This window comes from Hydrogenophaga sp. (assembly GCF_018780075.1).
Classification (GTDB): Bacteria; Pseudomonadota; Gammaproteobacteria; order Burkholderiales; family Burkholderiaceae_C; genus Hydrogenophaga.
In genome coordinates this window covers 1-18,721 of record NZ_JADMKB010000115.1, presented here as the reverse complement: position 1 = coordinate 18,721, position 18,721 = coordinate 1, and the positions used below count along the sequence as shown (strand labels likewise).

18 protein-coding genes are annotated in these 18,721 nt (G+C 66.8%); 6 read left to right on the top strand and 12 right to left on the bottom strand.

The window, feature by feature from the left end:
* Window positions 1–18: 18 nt before the first annotated feature.
* Both IV088_RS19075 and IV088_RS19070 read right to left on the bottom strand, forming a co-directional pair.
* The gene (locus IV088_RS19075; protein ID WP_291105407.1) at window positions 19–2,382 is read right to left on the bottom strand and encodes a hypothetical protein; all 2,364 of its coding nucleotides are present in this window, start codon (window positions 2,380–2,382) and stop codon (window positions 19–21) included.
* A 253-nt stretch (window positions 2,383–2,635) separates the two neighbouring features.
* On the bottom strand, window positions 2,636–3,652 hold the full coding sequence (locus IV088_RS19070; protein WP_291105421.1) for a 1-aminocyclopropane-1-carboxylate deaminase: 1,017 nt from the start codon (window positions 3,650–3,652) through the stop codon (window positions 2,636–2,638).
* Between the two features lie 265 nt (window positions 3,653–3,917).
* On the opposite strand from IV088_RS19070, the gene IV088_RS19065 reads away from it, so the two are divergent.
* Window positions 3,918–4,391, top strand: a complete 474-nt coding sequence (locus tag IV088_RS19065; RefSeq protein WP_291105406.1) for an Lrp/AsnC family transcriptional regulator — start codon at window positions 3,918–3,920, stop codon at window positions 4,389–4,391.
* 143 nt (window positions 4,392–4,534) lie between these two features.
* On the opposite strand, the gene IV088_RS19060 is transcribed toward IV088_RS19065, so the two are convergent.
* The 4 genes from IV088_RS19060 to IV088_RS19045 form a co-directional block, all read right to left on the bottom strand.
* Window positions 4,535–5,506 (bottom strand): PDR/VanB family oxidoreductase, encoded by a 972-nt coding sequence (locus IV088_RS19060; RefSeq protein ID WP_291105405.1) that lies wholly within the window; start codon window positions 5,504–5,506, stop codon window positions 4,535–4,537.
* Window positions 5,507–5,525: 19 nt separating this feature from the next.
* Window positions 5,526–6,563: an aromatic ring-hydroxylating dioxygenase subunit alpha gene (locus IV088_RS19055; protein ID WP_291105404.1), complete on the bottom strand. Its 1,038-nt coding sequence runs from the start codon at window positions 6,561–6,563 to the stop codon at window positions 5,526–5,528.
* Window positions 6,564–6,652: 89 nt separating this feature from the next.
* On the bottom strand, window positions 6,653–7,126 hold the full coding sequence (locus tag IV088_RS19050) for a MarR family transcriptional regulator (RefSeq protein WP_291105403.1): 474 nt from the start codon (window positions 7,124–7,126) through the stop codon (window positions 6,653–6,655).
* A 157-nt stretch (window positions 7,127–7,283) separates the two neighbouring features.
* Window positions 7,284–8,435 carry an FAD-dependent oxidoreductase gene (locus IV088_RS19045; protein ID WP_291105402.1) on the bottom strand — a complete coding sequence of 384 codons (1,152 nt, stop codon included), beginning with the start codon at window positions 8,433–8,435 and terminating at the stop codon, window positions 7,284–7,286.
* A gap of 140 nt (window positions 8,436–8,575) precedes the next feature.
* Here IV088_RS19045 and IV088_RS19040 point away from each other — a divergent pair, with 140 nt between their 5' ends.
* The 5 genes from IV088_RS19040 (at window position 8,576) to IV088_RS19020 (ending at window position 12,773) form a co-directional block, all read left to right on the top strand.
* Entirely contained in the window at window positions 8,576–9,019 is a 444-nt protein-coding gene (locus tag IV088_RS19040) for a universal stress protein (protein ID WP_291105401.1), read from the top strand.
* A 505-nt stretch (window positions 9,020–9,524) separates the two neighbouring features.
* On the top strand, window positions 9,525–11,207 hold the full coding sequence (locus IV088_RS19035; protein WP_291105399.1) for an FAD-dependent oxidoreductase: 1,683 nt from the start codon (window positions 9,525–9,527) through the stop codon (window positions 11,205–11,207).
* A 21-nt stretch (window positions 11,208–11,228) separates the two neighbouring features.
* Window positions 11,229–11,453 carry a DUF2783 domain-containing protein gene (locus IV088_RS19030; protein ID WP_291105397.1) on the top strand — a complete coding sequence of 75 codons (225 nt, stop codon included), beginning with the start codon at window positions 11,229–11,231 and terminating at the stop codon, window positions 11,451–11,453.
* A gap of 25 nt (window positions 11,454–11,478) precedes the next feature.
* Window positions 11,479–12,018 (top strand): VOC family protein, encoded by a 540-nt coding sequence (locus IV088_RS19025; protein WP_291105396.1) that lies wholly within the window; start codon window positions 11,479–11,481, stop codon window positions 12,016–12,018.
* 110 nt (window positions 12,019–12,128) lie between these two features.
* Entirely contained in the window at window positions 12,129–12,773 is a 645-nt protein-coding gene (locus tag IV088_RS19020; protein WP_291105394.1) for a hypothetical protein, read from the top strand.
* A 107-nt stretch (window positions 12,774–12,880) separates the two neighbouring features.
* Here the strand turns inward: IV088_RS19020 and IV088_RS19015 are convergent, their stop codons facing one another.
* The 6 genes from IV088_RS19015 to IV088_RS18990 all read right to left on the bottom strand — a co-directional run.
* A complete protein-coding gene (locus IV088_RS19015) occupies window positions 12,881–15,130 on the bottom strand; it encodes an ATP-binding protein (RefSeq protein ID WP_291105393.1) in 2,250 nt (749 codons plus the stop codon).
* A gap of 47 nt (window positions 15,131–15,177) precedes the next feature.
* The gene (locus IV088_RS19010) at window positions 15,178–15,684 is read right to left on the bottom strand and encodes a hypothetical protein (RefSeq protein ID WP_291105391.1); all 507 of its coding nucleotides are present in this window, start codon (window positions 15,682–15,684) and stop codon (window positions 15,178–15,180) included.
* Window positions 15,685–15,719: 35 nt separating this feature from the next.
* Window positions 15,720–16,817, bottom strand: coding sequence for a chemotaxis response regulator protein-glutamate methylesterase (locus IV088_RS19005; protein ID WP_291105390.1), 1,098 nt, complete (start codon window positions 16,815–16,817; stop codon window positions 15,720–15,722).
* Window positions 16,818–16,932: 115 nt separating this feature from the next.
* Window positions 16,933–17,643 carry a chemoreceptor glutamine deamidase CheD gene (gene cheD, locus IV088_RS19000; RefSeq protein ID WP_291105389.1) on the bottom strand — a complete coding sequence of 237 codons (711 nt, stop codon included), beginning with the start codon at window positions 17,641–17,643 and terminating at the stop codon, window positions 16,933–16,935.
* Entirely contained in the window at window positions 17,630–18,439 is an 810-nt protein-coding gene (locus tag IV088_RS18995) for a CheR family methyltransferase (protein WP_291105420.1), read from the bottom strand. Before IV088_RS18995 ends, cheD begins: the two co-directional genes overlap by 14 nt.
* Window positions 18,440–18,559: 120 nt before the next feature.
* A partial coding sequence (locus tag IV088_RS18990) for a chemotaxis protein CheW (RefSeq protein ID WP_291105419.1) occupies window positions 18,560–18,721 on the bottom strand: 162 nt, incomplete at its 5' end.

The following is an 18,721-nucleotide window of genomic DNA, read 5'->3' as shown; positions in this document are numbered from 1 at the left end:
AACGCGGCCTCCCAGTCTTCATGCCACGGCGGCAGCCCAAGGTATATCTGCTGGCTGGCTGGCATTGCAGTGCTCCATGAGCGAATGCACGTTCCGGAATCGCTTCTGCAGTTCTTCACTCCAGCAACGAGGCGGGCGCTCCCACGTCAGCAACTCTGCACCAGTAAGGATCAGCACGGGATTTACGGGTCGCTCCGCCTTCCAGTACTTGCGCCCGAACTTTGCGAGGCGAGTGAGTGCCGCGATTTCCCCCTTGGTGAAACTCTCGCGTAGCGTACTGAAGACCAGTATCGCCCCGGGGAAGGTCTCGGCGAGGTAACGCATGCGCTGAAAGTCCTTAGGCTTGAAGAGCCCATAGCTTTTGCATTCGCCGAACAAGATCCCGGCGGTGTCATCGCCATAGCTCCCGTCTCGCCAGAACATAGCGAGATCAGCCTCAAGGGCCACCTTGCCCGGTGCCATCGCCTCAAAACTCGGAACGGAGGTGCTCCGACGCGATGAGGTCACGTGCCCTGCAAGGGCCTCCAGCGTCAGCAAGACTGAGAACGCACCGTCCGCAAAGTTCGGTACGCTGAACGGACCGGCCGTCCTATAGAACCAGCCACTTCGCCCCTGATCAATATTTCCTGCGGCGCGAAACGTGTTCAAGCACTTTGGGCAGTCGAACTCCTCCTTCAGCGTCGTCATTCCAAACCAGCTGTTCCGCTGGCAGTTGGGACACTTCGTCTGCAGGCCAAGCTTGAAAATACCCTTCTGAACAAACCATTCGTAGCGATGACCGTTCAGCTTTCTCTTGACCTCGGCAACAGAGGCCTGCCGCTCGGCGCCCACCCTGTCATCCTTCTGCGCGCCCCCCCTGCTGATCGTTCCGCCGTTCATGTGCTCGATTAGCGCAAGAACTTCTTTGTCTGCGAGCATGCCGACCGCGCCGCCTAGGCGTTTGTATATCTGCTTGGCAAGAATGCCTGGACTAGAGAGCTTCGCCTCCCATCCGCGATCCTTCAGCCAAGCGAAAAAGATCTTCTCCGACTCGGGGGCCTTGCGAGACTCGCCCGACACTCTGCGGACGATCCGGACTAGGCCATGACGGCCTACGCGCCACTCACCAAAGCCCCCGATGTTGCCGGTAATGGCATGCAGGAGTTGGTCGCCCTCGACCTTTGGATAGACCTCAGCCAGATGTTCGTCAGCGCCGTAGAGGCGTAAGTCGAACTCGTTTACGCATCGACCATTGCTCCAGAACCAGTTCTCGCGACCGAATGACGGAATCAAAGATTTGAGCCGAATGGACAAATCCCCCTCTCCAGCGATGTCGATGGTTTCGTCGTCCTTGCCATATACGTCGGCAACGCCGCCATCCTTGCCCCGCGCCCATTCGTCCCACAGCCTTGGATACCAATGCTGAAGAGACATCCGTTGCGTCGCGGCACCCTGCTGGCCATCCGCTGATGGCGGCGCGAGGGACTTCGCAAACGCTTGCATCTCGTCCATCGAGCTGTGGCGGCTACGAACTAAGCTTGCGACATCGAAGCCACGGCTGCCCTTCTCCCAAGGACGACGATGCTCGTCGAGATACTCGACAATGACCTGTTTAAACGACTCCACCGCGAGGAACTGCTTTGGCAACGGGAGCACTGGACGTCCGGAGGCCCTGAGGTTCCAATAGTCGATAACATCCTCGATTTTCGAAGCGTCCATGAAAAATACCGAGGCGCTTCTGCGATAGCCGACCCCGCCTTGCACACGTGTCGCCCATTGAGTGACACGCCTCGGAAAGAGAACGTCCCCTTCGGTAAGCTCGCGAAACTTGTCCGCGCGTACTTCCGGCTTCGTGAGTTCCAAGGCGTCCGCAAACTCCCTGTCGATGGCTTCGGCAATGTGCGCTGGGTACTCGCCGAAGACGCTGGCCCAGAACAACCCCAACGTCTTGGGTATGACGGGAACGATGGCCTTAGGCGGATACTTTGCCTTGAACTTGAAGTGCTCCTTGTAGATGTCCAGCAGAACATCGAGAACACCAATCCCGTAAGTGGGTTCGTTCGCATCTTTGTCTCGATCGCCGCGCCAGATATCACCCGGTTTGAGAACCTCCAGCTTCGAGTCGAGGACGTACTTGGGAAGCTCCTTTCCGAACTGGACCAGTATGTCTGGATCAAATCCGTCGAGGTATCCCTTCACCACGGTCTGTGCCGGAGGAGGCTTCAATGGCCCGTCACGCCAACTGGCTGGCATACGTTTATGCACCGGGATGATCGGAAAGAACATGCCACCCCACTGAGTGCAAGCCAAGCGGATGGCTTCGCGAACCTGTGTGGGGCTGTTCGGGTCGACCATGAGCGCTAACTTGAGCGGCCGAACTTTGATGTCTGCGGAACCGAGCATTTTTCCTCCTGGCTTCCCTACCCAATTGAGTCTAGTCGGTCAGTCGCTGAACGCCCGCTCTAGGGTGACCGGCTAGGTCTAGCGACGGGCAGTAGTGGGTCGAGAGCACCAGTTCGCAATTGGGGGCAGCGGGCGTTCAAGCTGAAGTTCTGTACGTGCAGGCGTGGCCCCCACTCCGACCCTCCGCCAGCGGGGGGAGGGAGCGAAGGCACGGCCCACCGCTGTTTGAGGTCGCTTAAAGCACGGCGGCTGTTCAACCGTTTCTGAACAGAAAGCTGTACGCGTTGAGCGCCGGCACGCCGCCCAGGTGGGCGTAGAGCACGCGCGAGCCTTCGGGGAATTCGCCGCGGCGCACCTTGTCGATCATGCCGTGCATGGACTTGCCCTCGTACACCGGGTCGGTCAGCATGCCTTCCTGCCGGGCGCAGAGGCGAATGGCTTCCAGCGTGCCTTCGTTGGGCAGGCCGTATTCGGGGCCGCCGTAGCGCGTGTCCAGCACCACGTCGTCGGCGCTGATGTCCTGGCCCAGTTCCACCAGTTGCGCGGTGTTCTGCGCAATGCGCAATATCTGCGCATGGGTCTGCTCGGGCTTGGCCGAGGCGTCGATGCCGATCACTTTGCGGGCGCGGCCGTCCGCCGCGAAGCCCACCACCATGCCGGCCTGCGTGCTGCCCGTCACCGAGCAGACCACGATGTAGTCAAACTGAAAACCCAGCTCGGCTTCCTGCTGGCGCACCTCTTCGGCAAAGCCCACGAAGCCCAGGCCGCCATGGGGGTGCTCGGAGCAGCCGGCGGGGATGGGGAAGGGCTTGCCGCCGGCCTTCTTCACGTCGTCCATGGCCTGTTCCCAGCTGGGGCGGATGCCGATGTCGAAGCCGGCCGCGTCCAGCCGCACGTCGGCGCCCATGATGCGGCTCATCTCGATGTTGCCCACGCGGTCGTACACCGCGTCGGAGTAGTTCACCCAGTTCTCCTGCACCAGCACGCACTTCATGCCGAGGTGCGCGGCCACGGCGGCGACCTGTCGCGTCTGGTTGGACTGGATGCCGCCGATGGACACCAGCGTGTCGTAGCCGCCGGCGATGGCTTCGGGGATCAGGTACTCGAGCTTGCGGGTCTTGTTGCCGCCGAAGGCCAGGCCGCTGTTGCAGTCTTCGCGCTTGGCATAGAGCTGCACCTTGCCGCCGAGGTGGGCGCTCAGCCGCTGGAGCGGCTGGATGGGGCTGGGGCCGAAGGTGAGCGGGTGGCGGGGGAATTTCTGCAGGTTCAGGGCGCGGGCGGGTGAGGTGGTCATGGCGGGGGTCCTGGCTTGAAGGAGCGGTTGCAGCCCGGGTGCGTACAGCGTCATGGCGGCAAAACACGAGGGCATGGGGTGGAACATCGGTGGGGTGGAAACGAGGTTCATCGTAGAACCGGCGCGCTGCTACGAATTGCAAACTGACTCTTCAAAATCGGCCATGAATGCTTATTCGATGGCGTTCATCGAATAGATGGTGTGAAATGGGATTTCAACGCAATAAAAGAAGGTTTCAGCCATGGAAACGCCGCTCGACCGCATCGACCGCAAACTGCTGGAGCTGCTGCAGCAGGACGCCTCCCTGCCCAACCTGGAGCTGGCCGAACGCACCCACCTCAGCCCGCCGGCGTGTTCGCGGCGGGTGGCACGGCTGAGGGCTTCGGGGGTGATCCGCAAGACGGTGGCGCTGGCCGACCCGCGCGCGCTGGGCTACACGGGGCTGGTGATCATCGGTGTGGTGCTGGACCGGTCCACGCCGGACTCGTTCGCCGCGTTCGAGAAGGCGGCGGCGAAGCTCACCGGCTGCCTGGAGGTGCAGCTGGTGACCGGCGAATTCGACTACTTCGTCAAGCTGCGCATCCAGGGCATCGACTCGTTCAACGACATGCACAGCGCCCAGCTGATCGGCCTGCCGGGTGTGCGCCAGGTGCGCACCTTCGTCTGTCTGAAGGAGGTCTTCGAGACCACGGTACTACCGGTGCCCGCGGGCTAGGAAGCACCCCCGCCGCGCTTCGCGCGACCCCCTCAAGGGGGCGATACCAGTCGTCCGGCAAAGCCGGCCCGACGGTATCTCTGGGCTGGGTCATTTCGCGCCGGAAAGGGCTCCGCGCTGCCGATGCCGTGGGTCGACTCTGTCTAGAGATCGAGCACCAGTCGCGCGCTGCTGGCGCGCGAACAGCAGGGCAGGAACTGGTTGTTCGCCGCGCGCTCTTCGGGCGTGAGGTACTGGTCGCGGTGGTCGGGCGTGCCGGCCTTCACGCCGGTCAGGCAGGTGCCGCACACGCCCTGTTCGCACGACATGGGAATGTCCAGCCCGGCCGCCAGCAGGGCGGCGAGCGCGCTCTGCTCGGCGCGCACCGGGATCACGCGGCCGCTGCTGGCGATCTCCAGTTCGAAGCTGCCGTCGTTCGCGTGGTCCACCGGCGCGGCCGCGAAATACTCGCGGTGCAGGCGCTCTTCGGGCCAGCCGGCGGCGCGGCCGGCGGCCAGCACGGCGTCCATGAAGCCGGTGGGGCCGCAGACATAGAGGTGCGTGCCTTGTGGCGCACGGGCCAGGGTGCCGGCGAGGTCCAGCCGCTGCCCCGCGTCGCCGTCGTCGTGGTGGTGCTGCACGTGGCGCGCGAACGCCGAGGCCGCGATGCGCGAGACAAACGGTGTGCGCTCGCGCGAGCGGGTGCAGTGGTGCAGCTCGAAGGAGCCACCCTGTGCCGTCAGCCGCTCGGCCATCGCCAGCAGCGGCGTGATGCCGATGCCGCCGGCCAGCAGCAGGTGGTGCGCCGCCTCGGTGGCGAGCGGGAAGTGGTTTTTCGGCGCGCTGATGCGCAGGGTCGAACCCTCGGCCACGGCGTCGTGCACCGCCTGCGAGCCGCCGCGCGAGGCGGCGTCGCGCAGCACCGCGATCTGGTAGCGGCCGGTCTCGCCGGGCGGGTTGCACAGCGAGTACTGGCGCACCAGGCCGTTGGGCAGGGCGACGTCGATGTGGGCGCCGGCGCTGAAGGCGGGCAGGGTGTGGCCGGGCTCGGCCACCAGGTCCAGGCTGCAGATGTCCAGCGCTTCGGTGTGCTTGCGCGCCACGCGCACCAGCAAGGGGGTTTGGGGGTCGCTCATGATCGTGGGTCCGGGGCGGTCAGGCGGTGGCGCCCTGCTCGGCCGCGATCACGCGCTCGATGACCTTGCGCGACTGCACGCCGCCCGCGTCGATGTTGAGCATGAGCAGCTTGCGGCCGGGGTGGGTGTCGATGTTGCGCTGCTGGCGCTCCAGCATCTCCAGGTCTTCCGAAAAGATCTTGCCCTGGCCTTCGCGGATCTGCGCGGTGAGCGCCTTGTCGTGCGGGTTGAACTGGCGCGCCATGCCCCAGAAGTAGTGCATCGAGGTGTCGGTCTCGGGGGTGATGAAGTCCACCACCACGCTGTACACCTTGTGTTCGGCCGGTGCGTCGTAGCCGCCGTGGCCGGCGTGGGCCACGCCCACCTCGATCATCACGTGGCTGGGCGGCGTGAAGCGGCAGATCTGCCAGCGGTCCACCGGCACGTCGTCGGCCAGGCCCTTGGCGCGCAGCGCGGCCTTCCAGAAGGGCGGGGCAGGAATGTCGCTCATGAAGCGGCTGGTCATCACCGTGTCGCCGCTGACCGTGGTCTTGCAGGGCGTCTCGTCGATCTCTTTCTGGCCGATGCTGGTGGCGTGCACGTAGGTCTCGTGCGTCAGGTCCATCAGGTTGTCGATCATCAGCCGGTAGTCGGCCTTCACGTGGTACAGGCCGCCGCCGTAGGCCCACTCGGGGTTGTTGTGCCACTCCATGTGCGGGATCAGCGCCGGGTCGGCCTTCTCTTTCTCGCCCGGCCAGACCCAGACGAAGCCGTAGCGCTCTTCCACCGGGAAGCTGCGGATGGCCGGGAAGCCGCCCACGCGCTGGCCGGGCATGGCCACGGTCTTGCCGTCGCAACCCATCTCCAGCCCGTGGTAACCGCAGACCAGCTTGCCTTCGCACACCTGGCCCAGCGAGAGCGGGGCGCCGCGGTGCGGGCAGAAGTCTTCCACCGCCGCGACCTTGCCCTCCAGCGCGCGGTAGAACGCGATGGGCTGGTTGCAGATGATGCGGCCCAGGGGCTTTTCGTCGATCTCGTCGGCCGTGCAGGCCACATACCAGGTGTTGGTGGGGAACATGGGGCGTCTCCTTGTGGTGGTCAATCCGCTTCATTCAGCATACTGAATGAAGCGGATTGTACGGAAGGATCGGCCGGCGCAACAGGGGGTCAGACTTCGGGTTTACCCGAATCCGGCGACGGCAATGTGCCTTCGTTCAGCTGCACGAACTTGCGCAGCAGCCGCAGGAACTCGGCCTGTTCGGCCGCTTCCATGGGGGCGAGCAGCGCGCGGTACATGGGCGCCACGCGCGGCAGCATGTCGGCCAGCACCGCTTCGCCCTCGGCGGTGAGGCGCAGGCTGCGCTGGCGGCGGGGCAGCAGCTCGCGCACGATCCAGCCCTTGGTTTCGAGGCGGGTGGCGATGTCGGCGGTGGTCGACGTGTCCAGCGCCACCTTGTCGGCCAGGGTCACCTGGTCGATGCCGGGCGAGGCCTGCAGCGCGCGCAGCAGCGCGTACTGCACGGGCGTGATCTGCCGGCCGTGCGTCTCGTGAAAACTCGACACCGCCAGCTGGTGCGCGCGGCGGATCAGGTGGCCGGGTTCGGCCTGCAGGGACGTGTCGAAGCTGGGTTCGGTGCTCACGGGTGGGCGGGTGGTGTGGGTGGAGTGAGTGAGGCGGGGTGGCCAGCGGCCTTCGGCCTTGCGGGGATGGGGGCCCGTGCCCAGGGTGTCAGGGGTTCCAGGGGCGCCACGGGTGACCAGTGGGTCTGGGCGACCGGGACAGGCAGGGGCCTCTGCGTCACGCCGATTGTGGCCGATGCAGGCGGGCCGGACCGAGTTGCGCGGCGTCCAGGCCCTCGGCCGCGATGTGCGGCGGGATCGGCAGGCCGCGCGCCAGCGCGGCGCAGGCCTCGCCCATCGCGGGCGCGGTCTGGATGCCGTAGCCCCCTTGCGCCGCCACCCAGAAGAAGCCCTCGGCCAACGGGTCGAAGCCACCCACGAGACCGCCGTCTTCCACGAACGAGCGCAGGCCGGCCCAGGTGCGGATCGGGCGGTTGACCGCCAGCGTGGTCATCTCGCCGATGCGGTGAATCGCCATGGCGATGTCGAGTTCTTCGGGCTGCACGTCCTGCGGCGGCACCGGGTCGGCGTTGGCGGGCGAGCCCAGCAGCACGCCCGCGTCGGGCTTGATGTACCAGTCTTCCGCCGCGCCGAACACCAGCGGCCAGTGGGCCACCACCTGGTCTTTGGGCGCGTGGAACACAAAGGCCGAGCGGCGTTTGGGCACCAGCCCGATGGGGCGCGCGCCGGCCATCTGCCCGACCGCGTCGGCCCAGGCGCCCGCGGCGTTGATCACCACCGGCGCCTGCCAGCAGCGGCCGGCCGCGTGCACCTGCCACAGCCCATCCACGCGGCGCACCGCGTCCACCGCGGCATCGCAGACGATCTCGCCGCCGTGCCGTCGCACCCCGCGCAGAAAGCCGCCGTGGATCGCGTGCACGTCCATGTCGGCGGCGTCGGGCTCGTACACCGCGCCGGCCACCTGCTCCGGGCGCAGGGCGGGCACCCGTTCGCAGGCCTGGGCGCCCGTGAGGCGCACCGCCTGCGGGTTCAGCGGCGCGAGCATGGCCCAGTGGGCGTCGAGCTCGGGCATCTGCTCTTCGGTGGCGACCATCATCGCGCCGCGTGGCGAGAGCAGGGGGTGTTCGCTGAAACCGGCGGGGGGCGAGTCGAAGAAGGCGAGGCTGGCGCGGGTGAGCGCGCGCACCTGCGCCGAACCGTAGCTGGCCATGTAGAGCGCGGCGGAGCGACCTGTCGAGTGGTAGCCGGGCTGGGGCTCGCGTTCGAGCACGGTCACGCGGCCGTGGGGTGCGAGCCAGTGGGCGACCGAGGCGCCGGCGATGCCGGCGCCGATCACGATGAAGTCGGCGGTGTCGGTGGAGGAGGTCATGTCGGGCGTTGAAAAGGGGCGTGGCGGCGGGTGTGGCGAGGGGGTGAAAAAGGCTGTGCGTGGTGGTGCGGGCGTGGCATCATGAACCACGAAGGCCGCACTTTGCGTGCGGGCTCATCACATCACCGGAGGCAACCATCATGCTGAACATTCTCATCCCGGTCGACGGTTCTTCCCACGCGCTGCTGGCGGTGCACCACGCGGTGCGGCTGGTGCATGCGGGTCTGAAGGCGCGGTTTGTGCTGGCGAATGTGCAGGAGACGGCCACACTGTACGAGCTGGTCGTGGCGCACGATCCGGAGGTGCTGGAGCGGGTGAACGAGTCGGCGGGGCTGGACCTGATGCGGCCGGCGATGGCGTTGCTGGAGGCCGCGGGGCTGAAGGTGGTGCAGGAGGTGGCCACCGGGGACCCGGCGCACACGCTGATCGATATCGTGGAGCGGCACGGGTGCGACGCGGTGATCATGGCGGCGGGTTCGGGCGAGGGCGAGCTGGGCTCGGTGCCGCAGCACATGGTGAACCACTCGCCGGTGCCGGTGACGGTGGTTCGGGAGCCTGTGTCTTTGTCAGACTCAGACGACTGAGTTTTTTCTTCGGGGGCGCTTTGAGCTCCCCCTCTGCGATCCAGCGCCCGGGTGGCCGACTCCGCTCATGTCCCCCGGTGTTTGCTGTGCAAACCCCTCCTCCTTTACTTCGCTGCGTCGGCCACCCGAACGCTGGATCGCGCCCGCGTGCGGGTGTGCCCACGGTGGCGCGCCCGCTTCTGTTCGCACGGCGGTGCATGGCGCTTTGCGCAGCGAAGTAAAGGAGGAGGGACGGGCGCAGCCCGTCCCGGGGGACATGAGCGGAGCAGAGCGCCATGCACCGCCGTGCCCGCGAGGTGTCTGAGCGCTTCGCAACGAAACCAAACGCCCGCCAAGAAAAGCCAGAGCCCGCCATAAAGGGGGCAATCTCCTGTTGGCGGTTAGGTGGCTTAAAAATTACGTTTAGAGAAACGTATTTACCAATAAGAAATTATCGGCTACAGTCCTGCCCAGACAACGCCGCCGCTTTTTCGAGCGCCGACGACAACGAAGGAGCACCGCTGGCATGGCCACCTACACCTACCCCACCTTCCTGTACACCGGTCCGCAAGACCTCATGGCGTCCGCCCCGCAGCGCCGGCCGCTGGTGGTCATCGGCGCCGGCCCGGTCGGCCTCGCCGCCGCCATCGACGCCCGTCTGCAGGGCCTCGACGTGCTGCTGTTCGACGAAGAAGACAGCGTCTCCTTCGGCTCGCGCGCCGTCTGCTACGCCAAGCGCTCGCTCGAAATCCTGGACCGCCTCGGCGTGGGCGACGTGGTGGTGGACAAAGGTGTGAGCTGGAACGTGGGCCGCACCTTCATGAAGGAAGAAGAGGTCTACCGCTTCAACCTCGTGCCCGACGCCGGCCACAAGCGCCCCGGCATGATCAACCTGCAGCAGTACCACCTCGAAGAGGCACTCGTGCGCCGCGCCGAAGCGCTGGGCGTGGACCTGCGCTGGAAATACAAGGTGGCCAGCGTGCTGCCCCTTGAAGACGGCGCCCGCGTCAGCGTGGAAACGCCCGACGGCCCGTTCGAGATCGACGCCGACTGGCTGATCGTGGCCGACGGCGCGCGCAGCAACGTGCGGCGCCAGCTCGGCCTGGACATCGAGGGCCATGTGTTCAAGGACCGCTTCCTGATCGCCGACGTGATCATGAAGGCCGACTACCCGGCCGAGCGCTGGTTCTGGTTCGACCCGCCGTTCCACCCCAACCAGAGCGTGCTGCTGCACAAGCAGAGCGACAACGTCTGGCGCATCGACTTCCAGCTCGGCTGGGACGCCGACCCCGAAGAAGAGAAGAAGCCCGAGAAGATCATCCCGCGCGTGAAAGCCATGCTCGGCGATGAGCGCGAGTTCACGCTCGAATGGGCCAGCATCTACACCTTCCAGTGCCGGCGCATGAAGAACTTCCGCCACGGCCGCCTGCTGTTCGTGGGCGACGCGGCGCACCAGGTTTCGCCGTTCGGCGCGCGCGGTGCCAACTCCGGTTTCCAGGACACCGACGACCTGCTGTGGAAGCTCGCGCTGGTGATCCAGGGCCAGGCGCCCGAGGCGCTGCTCGATACCTACGACGCCGACCGCACCTACGCCGCCGACGAGAACATCCGCAACTCCACGCGCTCGACCGACTTCATCACGCCCAAGAGCGCGGTCAGCAAGCTGTTCCGCAACGCGGCGCTGGAGCTGGCGCGCACGCAGCCGTTTGCCCGCAAGCTGGTGAATTCGGGGCGGCTCTCGGTGCCGGCCTTCCTGGTGCACTCGGCGCTGAACACGCCGGACGTGGACGCCTTCGAGGGCGACATGGTGCCGGGCGCGCCGCTGGACGACGCGCCGGTGCGCGTGGCCGGGCAGGACGCCTGGCTGCTTGATCAATTGGGCAACCGCTTCCAGCTGCTGGCCTTTGCCGACAGCGTGGACCAGCTCGACCCGGTGGTGCGCGCGCAGGCCGCGGCGCTGGCGGGTGGCGCCATTCCGGTGGAGGTGGTGCTGGTCACGGCGCACGCCGGTGAAGCCGCGGGCCTGACGACCCTGCACGACCGCGACGGCCTGCTGGCCCAGCGCATGGACGCGCGCCCCGGCACCTGTTACCTGATCCGCCCCGACCAGCACGTGGCCGCGCGCTGGCGCCGTTTCGACGTGGCCGGCGTGCGCGCCGCGCTGGCCCGCGCCACCGCCCAGACCGCCGCCGAAACCGTGCCGGCCTGAAACAGAACCAAGGAGACCGAGATGCCCCTGCAACTCCAGCCCAACCTCGCCGAACCCGGCCAGCGCTACTTCCGTGACTTCACGCCCGGCGACGATTTTTACGAGGCCCTGATCGAGACCCACCGCGACCTCAGCGATGAACAGAGCCAGCTGCTCAACGCCAAGCTGATCCTGCTGCTGGCCAACCAAGTGGGCGACATCACGGTGCTCAAACAGGCTCTGGCGATCGCACGCCAGGGCGTCTGACCCCATTCACCCGAAGGAGACCGTCATGAACATCCGCAAGATCCACCACGTCGCCTACCGCTGCAAGGACGCCAAGACCACCGTCGAGTGGTACCAGAAGCACCTGGGCATGAACTTCGTGCTCGCCATCGCCGAAGACCAGGTGCCGTCCACCCACGCGCCCGACCCCTACATGCACCTGTTCATGGACGCGGGCGGCGGCAACATCCTCGCCTTCTTCGAGCTGCCCAACGCGCCGGAGATGGGCCGCGACCCGAACACACCCGACTGGGTGCAGCACATCGCGCTGGAGGTGGACACGGTCGAAGAGCTGGAGGCCACCAAGGCACGGCTCGAAGCCGCCGGCATCCCGGTGATCGGCCTGACCGACCACACCATCTTCAAGAGCATCTACTTCTTCGACCCCAACGGCCACCGTCTGGAGCTGGCCGCCAACACCGCCACGCCCGAGATGATGAGGAAGCTCGACGAGGTGAAGTGGGACATGCTCAACGAGTGGGACCGGACCAAACGCGCGCCCAAACACGCCGCCTGGATGCATCAGAAAGAGTTCGCGCCCACTTGAATCTGAAATTGGGGGGTGAAAACCCCTCAAGTCGGCCTTTAAACGGTCGAAAACCCTGGGGAACAGCGGCAATCTCTGACGCCGCTGAACCCGTCAGGAAGGGGTTTGTCATGTTGAGCATCATCAGTTCCAGTCCGTCGGTGAGCTGGCCGACTGCGCCGTCCGCCGCCGTGGCGCCGGTGGCCGCCGTGCCCGGCGTCACCGCGGTGCAGGCGTCGCCACGCGAGAGCCAGACCGACACCGGCCGCCAGGGCCAGGGCGCCCAGGGGGGGGTGACCCCCGGCGTGCCCAGGGCCGCCGGCGACACCGCGTCCGGGGTGCCCGCCGCACAGGCGGCGCCCCTGTTGCCCCGCGGGCGCGCCGACGACGCGGGCGCCTCGCCCGCCCGGGACCGCGAGGCGAGGGCCGAGCAACGCAAGGAAGACGAGAAGAAGGCCCTGGAGCAGGCGGCCCAGAAACTCCAGCTGCAGGAGGTGCTGAGCAACGTCTGGAAGGCCAGCGCCGCGGTGGTGGACGTCGTGCTGGGTCGCGAGGCGGCCTCGGTGGCGGCGGCGCAGGCGGCGGACGCCGCCCTGCCGCCGCTGGCGAGCGCTTCCCCCGCCAACGACCAGGTGCTCGCAACCGCAGAGGTCGCCCAGGTGGCCGACCTGTCGGCGGCCGTGCGGCGCGACGAGGAACCGCTGATGTACACCGAGCAGGGCACCAGCAGCTGGGCGCCCCTGGAGTCCGGCAGCCTGTTCAACCAGCGCGTCTGAGAGGGGCGGGCGCGCAGGCCCGGACCCCCGATAAAAAAGGCAGGTGATCCACCTGCCTTTTTCCATGGATCGTTCACCGACCCTTGGCCCCGGCGAGGGGCCAGGGATCAGGCCGCCTGGGTGAGGGCGAACTGCTGCAGGGCCTTTTGCGTGAGCGCGGTGTCGCGCAGCAGCTGCTGGCCCAGTTCGGGGTTCACCGGGTCGTCGGTCTGGGTGGCGAGGTGCTCGATCTGTGCCGAGGTTTTCACCAGCGCGCGGAAGCCCAGCAACATGGCGGTGCCCTTGAGTTTGTGGGCGTTGTAGCCGATGGCCTGGCGGTCCTGGTCGAGCATGGCCTGCAGCAGCACGTGCACCGTGCCCTCGGGCGGCTCGAACACGGTCTTGAGCAGCTCGCCCAGCGAGTCGTCCGGCATCATCGACAGGATCTCGGCGTACGACTCGGCGTCGATCACGTTCGAGACCGCGGTGACCGGGTCGGGCAGGCGCACCGGCATCTCGTAGGACGACACCGGGAACGGGCTGATGCTGCGGGGCCCCAGCGGGGCCAGGGCCGAGGCAAAGCCGCCGGGTGCGGGGGGCGCGTCGTCGAGCAGTCCGCAACGCGCCAGCGCGCGTTGCAGGTCCTGGGCCTGCAGCGGTTTGCTGGCGAATTCGTTGACCCCCACCTCCAGCGCGCGCTTGCGGGTGTCGTTCACCACGTCGGCCGTCACCAGGATCACCTTGACGTCGGCGGCCGGGGTCTTGAGCGCGCGGATGGCCTCGGTGGTGGCCAGGCCGTCGAGCACCGGCATGTGGTAATCCAGCAGCACGACATCGAAACTGCCCTGCGCCAGCAGTTGCAGCGCTTCCTGCCCGTTCTCGCAGAAGGTGGCCTCGTGCCCCATCTTGTCGAGCAGGATGTTCATGTACTTGAGGTTGATCGGGTGGTCTTCGGCCACCAGCACGCGCAGTCGGCGCGTGCTGCCGTCCGTGCCGGTGCCGACCTGGTCGTCCACCGGCGCCTCGGCCTCGGGCAGCTGCAGCCGCACGGTGAACACCGTGCCCACGCCCGGCTGGCTTTGCACCTCGATGTCGCCGTCCATCATGCGCGCGAGGTTGCGCGAGATCTCCAGCCCCAGGCCCGTGCCGCCGATGCGCCGGCGCAGGGAGTTGTCGGCCTGGTAGAAGCGGGTGAACAGGCGCTGGACCGTCGCTTGGTCCATGCCCACGCCGGTGTCGCGCACGGTGAGCACCACGCCCGTCTGTCCCTGGGGGGCGCGGGTGAGTTCGGCGATCACACCGCCCTCGTGGGTGAATTTGATGGCGTTGTTGATCAGGTTGAACATGATCTGGCGCAGGCGCGTGGCGTCGGCCATCACCCAGGCGGGCAGGTCGGCCGCGGGGTACATGTCCAGCGTCAGGCCCTTGTCGCGAGCGGCGACCTGCATCAGGCCGTCCACTTCACCGAGCACGCCCGGCAGGTGGATCGGGGCCACCGACAGCTTGAGCGTGCCCGACTCCATGGTCGAGACGTCGAGGATGTCGTTGAGCACCCCCAGCAGGTGCAGCGCGGAGTCGCGCGCGGTGTCGAGGTAGTCGCGCTGCTGGCTGGAGAGCGAGGCGTCGTCGAGCAGGTTCAACATGCCCAGCAGGCCCTGGAAGGGCGTGCGGATCTCGTGGCTCATGTTGGCGAGAAAGATGCTCTTGCCGTGGTTGGCCGCATCGGCCTGGTTGCGCGCCACCACCAGCGCTTCGCTGAGCTGTTGCAGCTCGGTGTACTGCTTCTGCTGGCGCCGGATCTGGCGCACCAGCAGGCCCACGAAGAGCAGCATGGCCACGATCTGCGCGGTGGCCAGGCTGATGACCAGCACGCCCTGCTGCCGGAGTTGCGCGTTGCGCTCGTCCAGAAAGCGGGCGACGGCCCGGTTGGCCTCGCGCGTGAGCTCACCCAGCACGGGCTTGAGCGGTTCGGTCGCGGCGTCCAGCCGGTTGAGGTCGCCAGGGCTGGCCGCGAGGGCCTGCGGGTCGGCAAACAAGGGGTCGGCGAGCGTTGTGAAGATCTTGATTTTGTCGAGGGCCGCCGTGTACTCAAACGACGTTTCGAGCAGGTCGCGGCGCGGGATCTTTGTCAGCAGGTCGATGCGGCTGAGAAAGACCTCGTAGCGCTCCAGCAACTCGAAGCCGTCCACTGGCGTGGGCGACCTCGCGGCTTCCATGAGCGCGTGTTCCAGCCGGCCCATTTCGCGTTCGAGCTGGTAGGCCTGCCACATGATCGAGTCGACCTGGTTGGTCGACACGTCGTCCAGCAGGCGGTACTGCTTCCACTGGATCCAGCCCAACGGTGCCAGGGTGACGGCCAGCAGCAGCGACAGGGCCATGGCCCATTGCCGACCTTGCCAACGGGCCAGATTCGCCCACGCTGATGTCATTGGATGTCCAGTGCCTTGAGCTGCCATATAGAGCGCTCATAGTAGGTCGAGGTGCGCAGTTCGGCGCTGCTGTCAAAAGGATAAACCACAAACAGCGGGCCTTTCTCACGCACAGGGATCGGCTTGTCGTCGATCAACCGCGCGACGATGACCTTGAACTTGCTGGCGTCGGTGGCGGGGATGCTGACCTTGTAGTCGTTGATGGCGACGGCGCTCACGGTGCTGCCGCTGGCCTTGACGGCGGCGAGCACATCCGACAGCAGCGGTCCGGTGAACTTGACCGGCTTGTCGAACCAGGGGGTGCTGGTGGTGAAGGTGTGCTGCGGCAGGGCCTCGATCATCTTCATGTCGAAGCGGGCGCTCTCGCCCGCGTTCTTCTCGGTGATCTTGCCGGTGACCTGGAGGATGGGGCGCTCCTTGGGGGCATCGAGCGCCATGCAGGCGCCCGCGAAGAACAGGGCGCTGATCAGCAAACCGGCCTGGAGGAAACGAGGGGCATTCATGGGGACACTCCGTGGGGAAAAAAGGGGGCAGGGGCTCAGATGCGGTGTCGCACCAGGGCCGGGTTGCTGGCCAGGCGGTTGAGCAGGGCCGGTGCGATCTGCGTGAGGGGCAGGATTTCGTGGGCCGCACCGCACTGGATCGCCATGCGCGGCATGCCGAAGACGACACAGCTGGTCTCGTCCTGCACGTAGTTGTAGCTGCCGGCGTCCTTCATCTCGCGCATGGCCTGCGCGCCGTCGGCGCCCATGCCCGTGAGCATGATACCGATCGCGTTGGGGCCGAGCACCCGCGCGGCCGACTTGAACAGCACCTCGACCGACGGCCGGTGCCGGTTGACCGGCTCGGTGTCTTCGACCACGGCGATGTAGTTCGAGCCGCTTCGGTCGATGCGCAGGTGGTGCCCGCCGGGGGCGATGTAGGCGTGGCCGGGCAGGATGCGCTGGTTGTGGCGCGCCTCTTCCACGCGGATGCGGCAGAGCGTGTCGAGCCGCGCGGCGAAGCTGGTGGTGAAGCCGGGTGGCATGTGCTGGGTGATGACGATGGCCGGCGAATCGGCCGGCAAGGGCACCAGCACCTCGCGGATCGCCTCGGTGCCACCGGTGGAGGCGCCGATGCAGATGATTTTTTCGGTGGACAGGCGGGGCAGCGGCGCGCGCGGGGTGTCGGTTGCGGCGGTGCTCGCGGCCGCGGGGGTCGCGCCCGCCGCGGGCGCCGGCCCCAGCCGTTTGACATGGGCGCTGGCGGCCACCCGGATCTTGTCCACGATGTCGGTGGCCAGCTCGTTCAGCCCGCTGCTGATGCCGATGCGCGGTTTCGCCACGTAGTCGACCGCGCCCATCTCCAGGGCGCGCAGGGTGATGTCGGCACCCTGTTCGGTCAGCGTGGAGACCATCACCACCGGCATGGGCCGCAGGCGCATGAGGCGCGAGAGGAACTCCAGCCCGTCCATGCGCGGCATTTCCACGTCGAGCGTGATCACGTCGGGGTTGAGCTCGCGGATCATCTCGCGCGCCACCAGCGGATCGGCCGCCGCGCCAATGCATTGCATGTCGGGCTGGCGGTTGATGATTTCGGTGAGCAGGCTGCGCACCAGCGCCGAATCGTCCACCACCACCACCTTGATTTTTGCCATCTCAATCCTCCTGTTGGCCTTGCGTGCCTGATCCAGAAACACCGCGCAACCGGCTTTGCCGGGGCGCTGGTGTTGTCCCCTGGGGGGTGACGACGCGCAGCGTCGGCGCGGGGGGTTAAAACAAATCCACAGAACCACCGGAGGTGGCGGTGGCCACCACCGCCGCGTTGCCCTTGCGCTCCTGCGTCTCGATGGTCTCGGGGTGCGAGTGCGCCAGCCGTTTCACCATGGCTTTGCCGGTGGCCGGGAAGTAGCAGACCTTGCGCGGGTGGATGTCCAGCACGTCCTTGGAAATCACGGCGATGCGCTCGGTCTGCAGGTAGTCCAGCACGAACTGCGTGTTGCGCTCGCCCACGTTCATGGTGGTGAAGGTGTGCATCACCTGGCCACCGCCAAACACCTTGGCCTGCATGGTCTCGCGCCGGGCGCCGAGCTTCATCATCTCGTTGATCAGCAGTTCCATCGCGTAGGAGCCGTAGCGCCCGGAGGTGTCGGCGCCGCCGTCGGGCAGCATGAAGTGGTTCATGCCGCCCACGCGCACCTTGGGGTCCCAGATGCAGGCGGCGATGCACGAACCCAGCACCGTCATGATCATCATGTCGTCGGTGGTCACGTAGTACTCGCCGGGCAGCACCTTCACCGTGTCGGTGGCGAAGTGGTGGTCGCGGTAGAAGAACGAGGCCTCGCCGGGCTTGGGGGGCCGTGCCTTGAGGGCGTCGACCCGGCTGCCGCGCGCCAGCGCCGAAGCGGGCGCGGTCACGGCGCCCAGCGGGGGCATCAGGGGGCGGGCCCGGTGGCTGGGCAGGGCGGCGTCAAATGCGCTCATAGACCGTCTTTCCGCGCAACACGAACAGGCTGCGTGCGTCGCTGAAGTTTTCCGCGTGACCCACGAACAGCATGCCGCCGGGTTTCATCACGCGGTGGATGCGCTCCAGCACCTGGCGCTGGGTGGCGGCGTCGAAATAGATCATCACGTTGCGGCAGAACACCGCGTCGAAGGGTTCCCGGAACGGCAGGTCCTGGATCAGGTTGACGGTGAGGAACTCCAGGTGTTTCTGCAGCTCGGGCTTGACGCGCATGAACCCGGCGTTGGCGCCCTTGCCGCGCATGAAGAAGCGCTGCAGCCGCTCGGGGCTCAGGCCCTTGACGCCGTCGGTCTTGTAGACGCCGCGTGCCGCCGTGGCCAGCACCTTGGTGTCGATGTCGCTGTTGACCAGGCTGAAGCTGCCCGAGGTGCCCAGCGCCTCGGTGGCGGTCATCGCGATCGAGTAGGGCTCTTCGCCCGTGGACGCGGCCGAGCACCAGATGCGCCAGGGGTGGCTGCGCTTGGCGGCCAGCAGGTCGTGCAGGATGCCGAAGTGGTGCTGCTCGCGGAAGAACGCCGTGAGGTTGGTGGTCAGGGCGTTGATGAACTCCTGCCACTCGGGGCCGTCGGTCTGCTCCAGCGCGTCGAGGTAGCTCTTGAAGCTGGCGTGACCGGTCTCGCGCAGGCGGCGCGACACGCGGCTGTAGACCATGGCGTGTTTGCCGTCGTGCAGGCTGATGCCGGCCTTCTTGTAGATCAGGGCCTTGATGCGGGTGAAGTCGGCGTCGGACCAGACAAACTCGCGGCCCTGTGCCATCGGCCCGTCGTCCACGGCCGGCAGGTCCAGCGTGGACGCGGCGAAACGGGGCGTGCTCGGTCGGGTCTGCTGCAGCATCGGGTGCGTCCTTTGACGGCGGAGGAAAAGGGTGTCAGCGGTTCAGTGGCGCGAACGGCGCACCAGACCCGAGGTGTCCAGGATCAGCGCGACCTTGCCGTCGCCGAGGATGGTGGCGCCCGACACGTTGGGCACCTTGCGGTAGTTGGACTCCAGGTTCTTGATCACCACCTGTTGCTGGCCCAGCAGCTCGTCGACCATCAG

Excerpts from the sequence above, each read along its gene's own strand:
- IV088_RS19075 (WP_291105407.1), bottom strand. The coding sequence starts at position 2,382 with ATGCTCGGTTCCGCAGACATCAAAGTTCGGCCGCTCAAGTTAGCGCTC.
- IV088_RS19065 (WP_291105406.1), top strand. The coding sequence starts at position 3,918 with ATGGAAACGCCGCTCGACCGCATCGACCGCAAACTGCTGGAGCTGCTG.
- IV088_RS19060 (WP_291105405.1), bottom strand. The coding sequence starts at position 5,506 with ATGAGCGACCCCCAAACCCCCTTGCTGGTGCGCGTGGCGCGCAAGCAC.
- IV088_RS19055 (WP_291105404.1), bottom strand. The coding sequence starts at position 6,563 with ATGTTCCCCACCAACACCTGGTATGTGGCCTGCACGGCCGACGAGATC.
- IV088_RS19045 (WP_291105402.1), bottom strand. The coding sequence starts at position 8,435 with ATGACCTCCTCCACCGACACCGCCGACTTCATCGTGATCGGCGCCGGC.
- IV088_RS19040 (WP_291105401.1), top strand. The coding sequence starts at position 8,576 with ATGCTGAACATTCTCATCCCGGTCGACGGTTCTTCCCACGCGCTGCTG.
- IV088_RS19035 (WP_291105399.1), top strand. The coding sequence starts at position 9,525 with ATGGCCACCTACACCTACCCCACCTTCCTGTACACCGGTCCGCAAGAC.
- IV088_RS19030 (WP_291105397.1), top strand. The coding sequence starts at position 11,229 with ATGCCCCTGCAACTCCAGCCCAACCTCGCCGAACCCGGCCAGCGCTAC.
- IV088_RS19025 (WP_291105396.1), top strand. The coding sequence starts at position 11,479 with ATGAACATCCGCAAGATCCACCACGTCGCCTACCGCTGCAAGGACGCC.
- IV088_RS19020 (WP_291105394.1), top strand. The coding sequence starts at position 12,129 with ATGTTGAGCATCATCAGTTCCAGTCCGTCGGTGAGCTGGCCGACTGCG.
- IV088_RS19015 (WP_291105393.1), bottom strand. The coding sequence starts at position 15,130 with ATGGCCCTGTCGCTGCTGCTGGCCGTCACCCTGGCACCGTTGGGCTGG.
- IV088_RS19010 (WP_291105391.1), bottom strand. The coding sequence starts at position 15,684 with ATGAATGCCCCTCGTTTCCTCCAGGCCGGTTTGCTGATCAGCGCCCTG.
- IV088_RS19005 (WP_291105390.1), bottom strand. The coding sequence starts at position 16,817 with ATGGCAAAAATCAAGGTGGTGGTGGTGGACGATTCGGCGCTGGTGCGC.
- cheD (WP_291105389.1), bottom strand. The coding sequence starts at position 17,643 with ATGAGCGCATTTGACGCCGCCCTGCCCAGCCACCGGGCCCGCCCCCTG.
- IV088_RS18995 (WP_291105420.1), bottom strand. The coding sequence starts at position 18,439 with ATGGCACAGGGCCGCGAGTTTGTCTGGTCCGACGCCGACTTCACCCGC.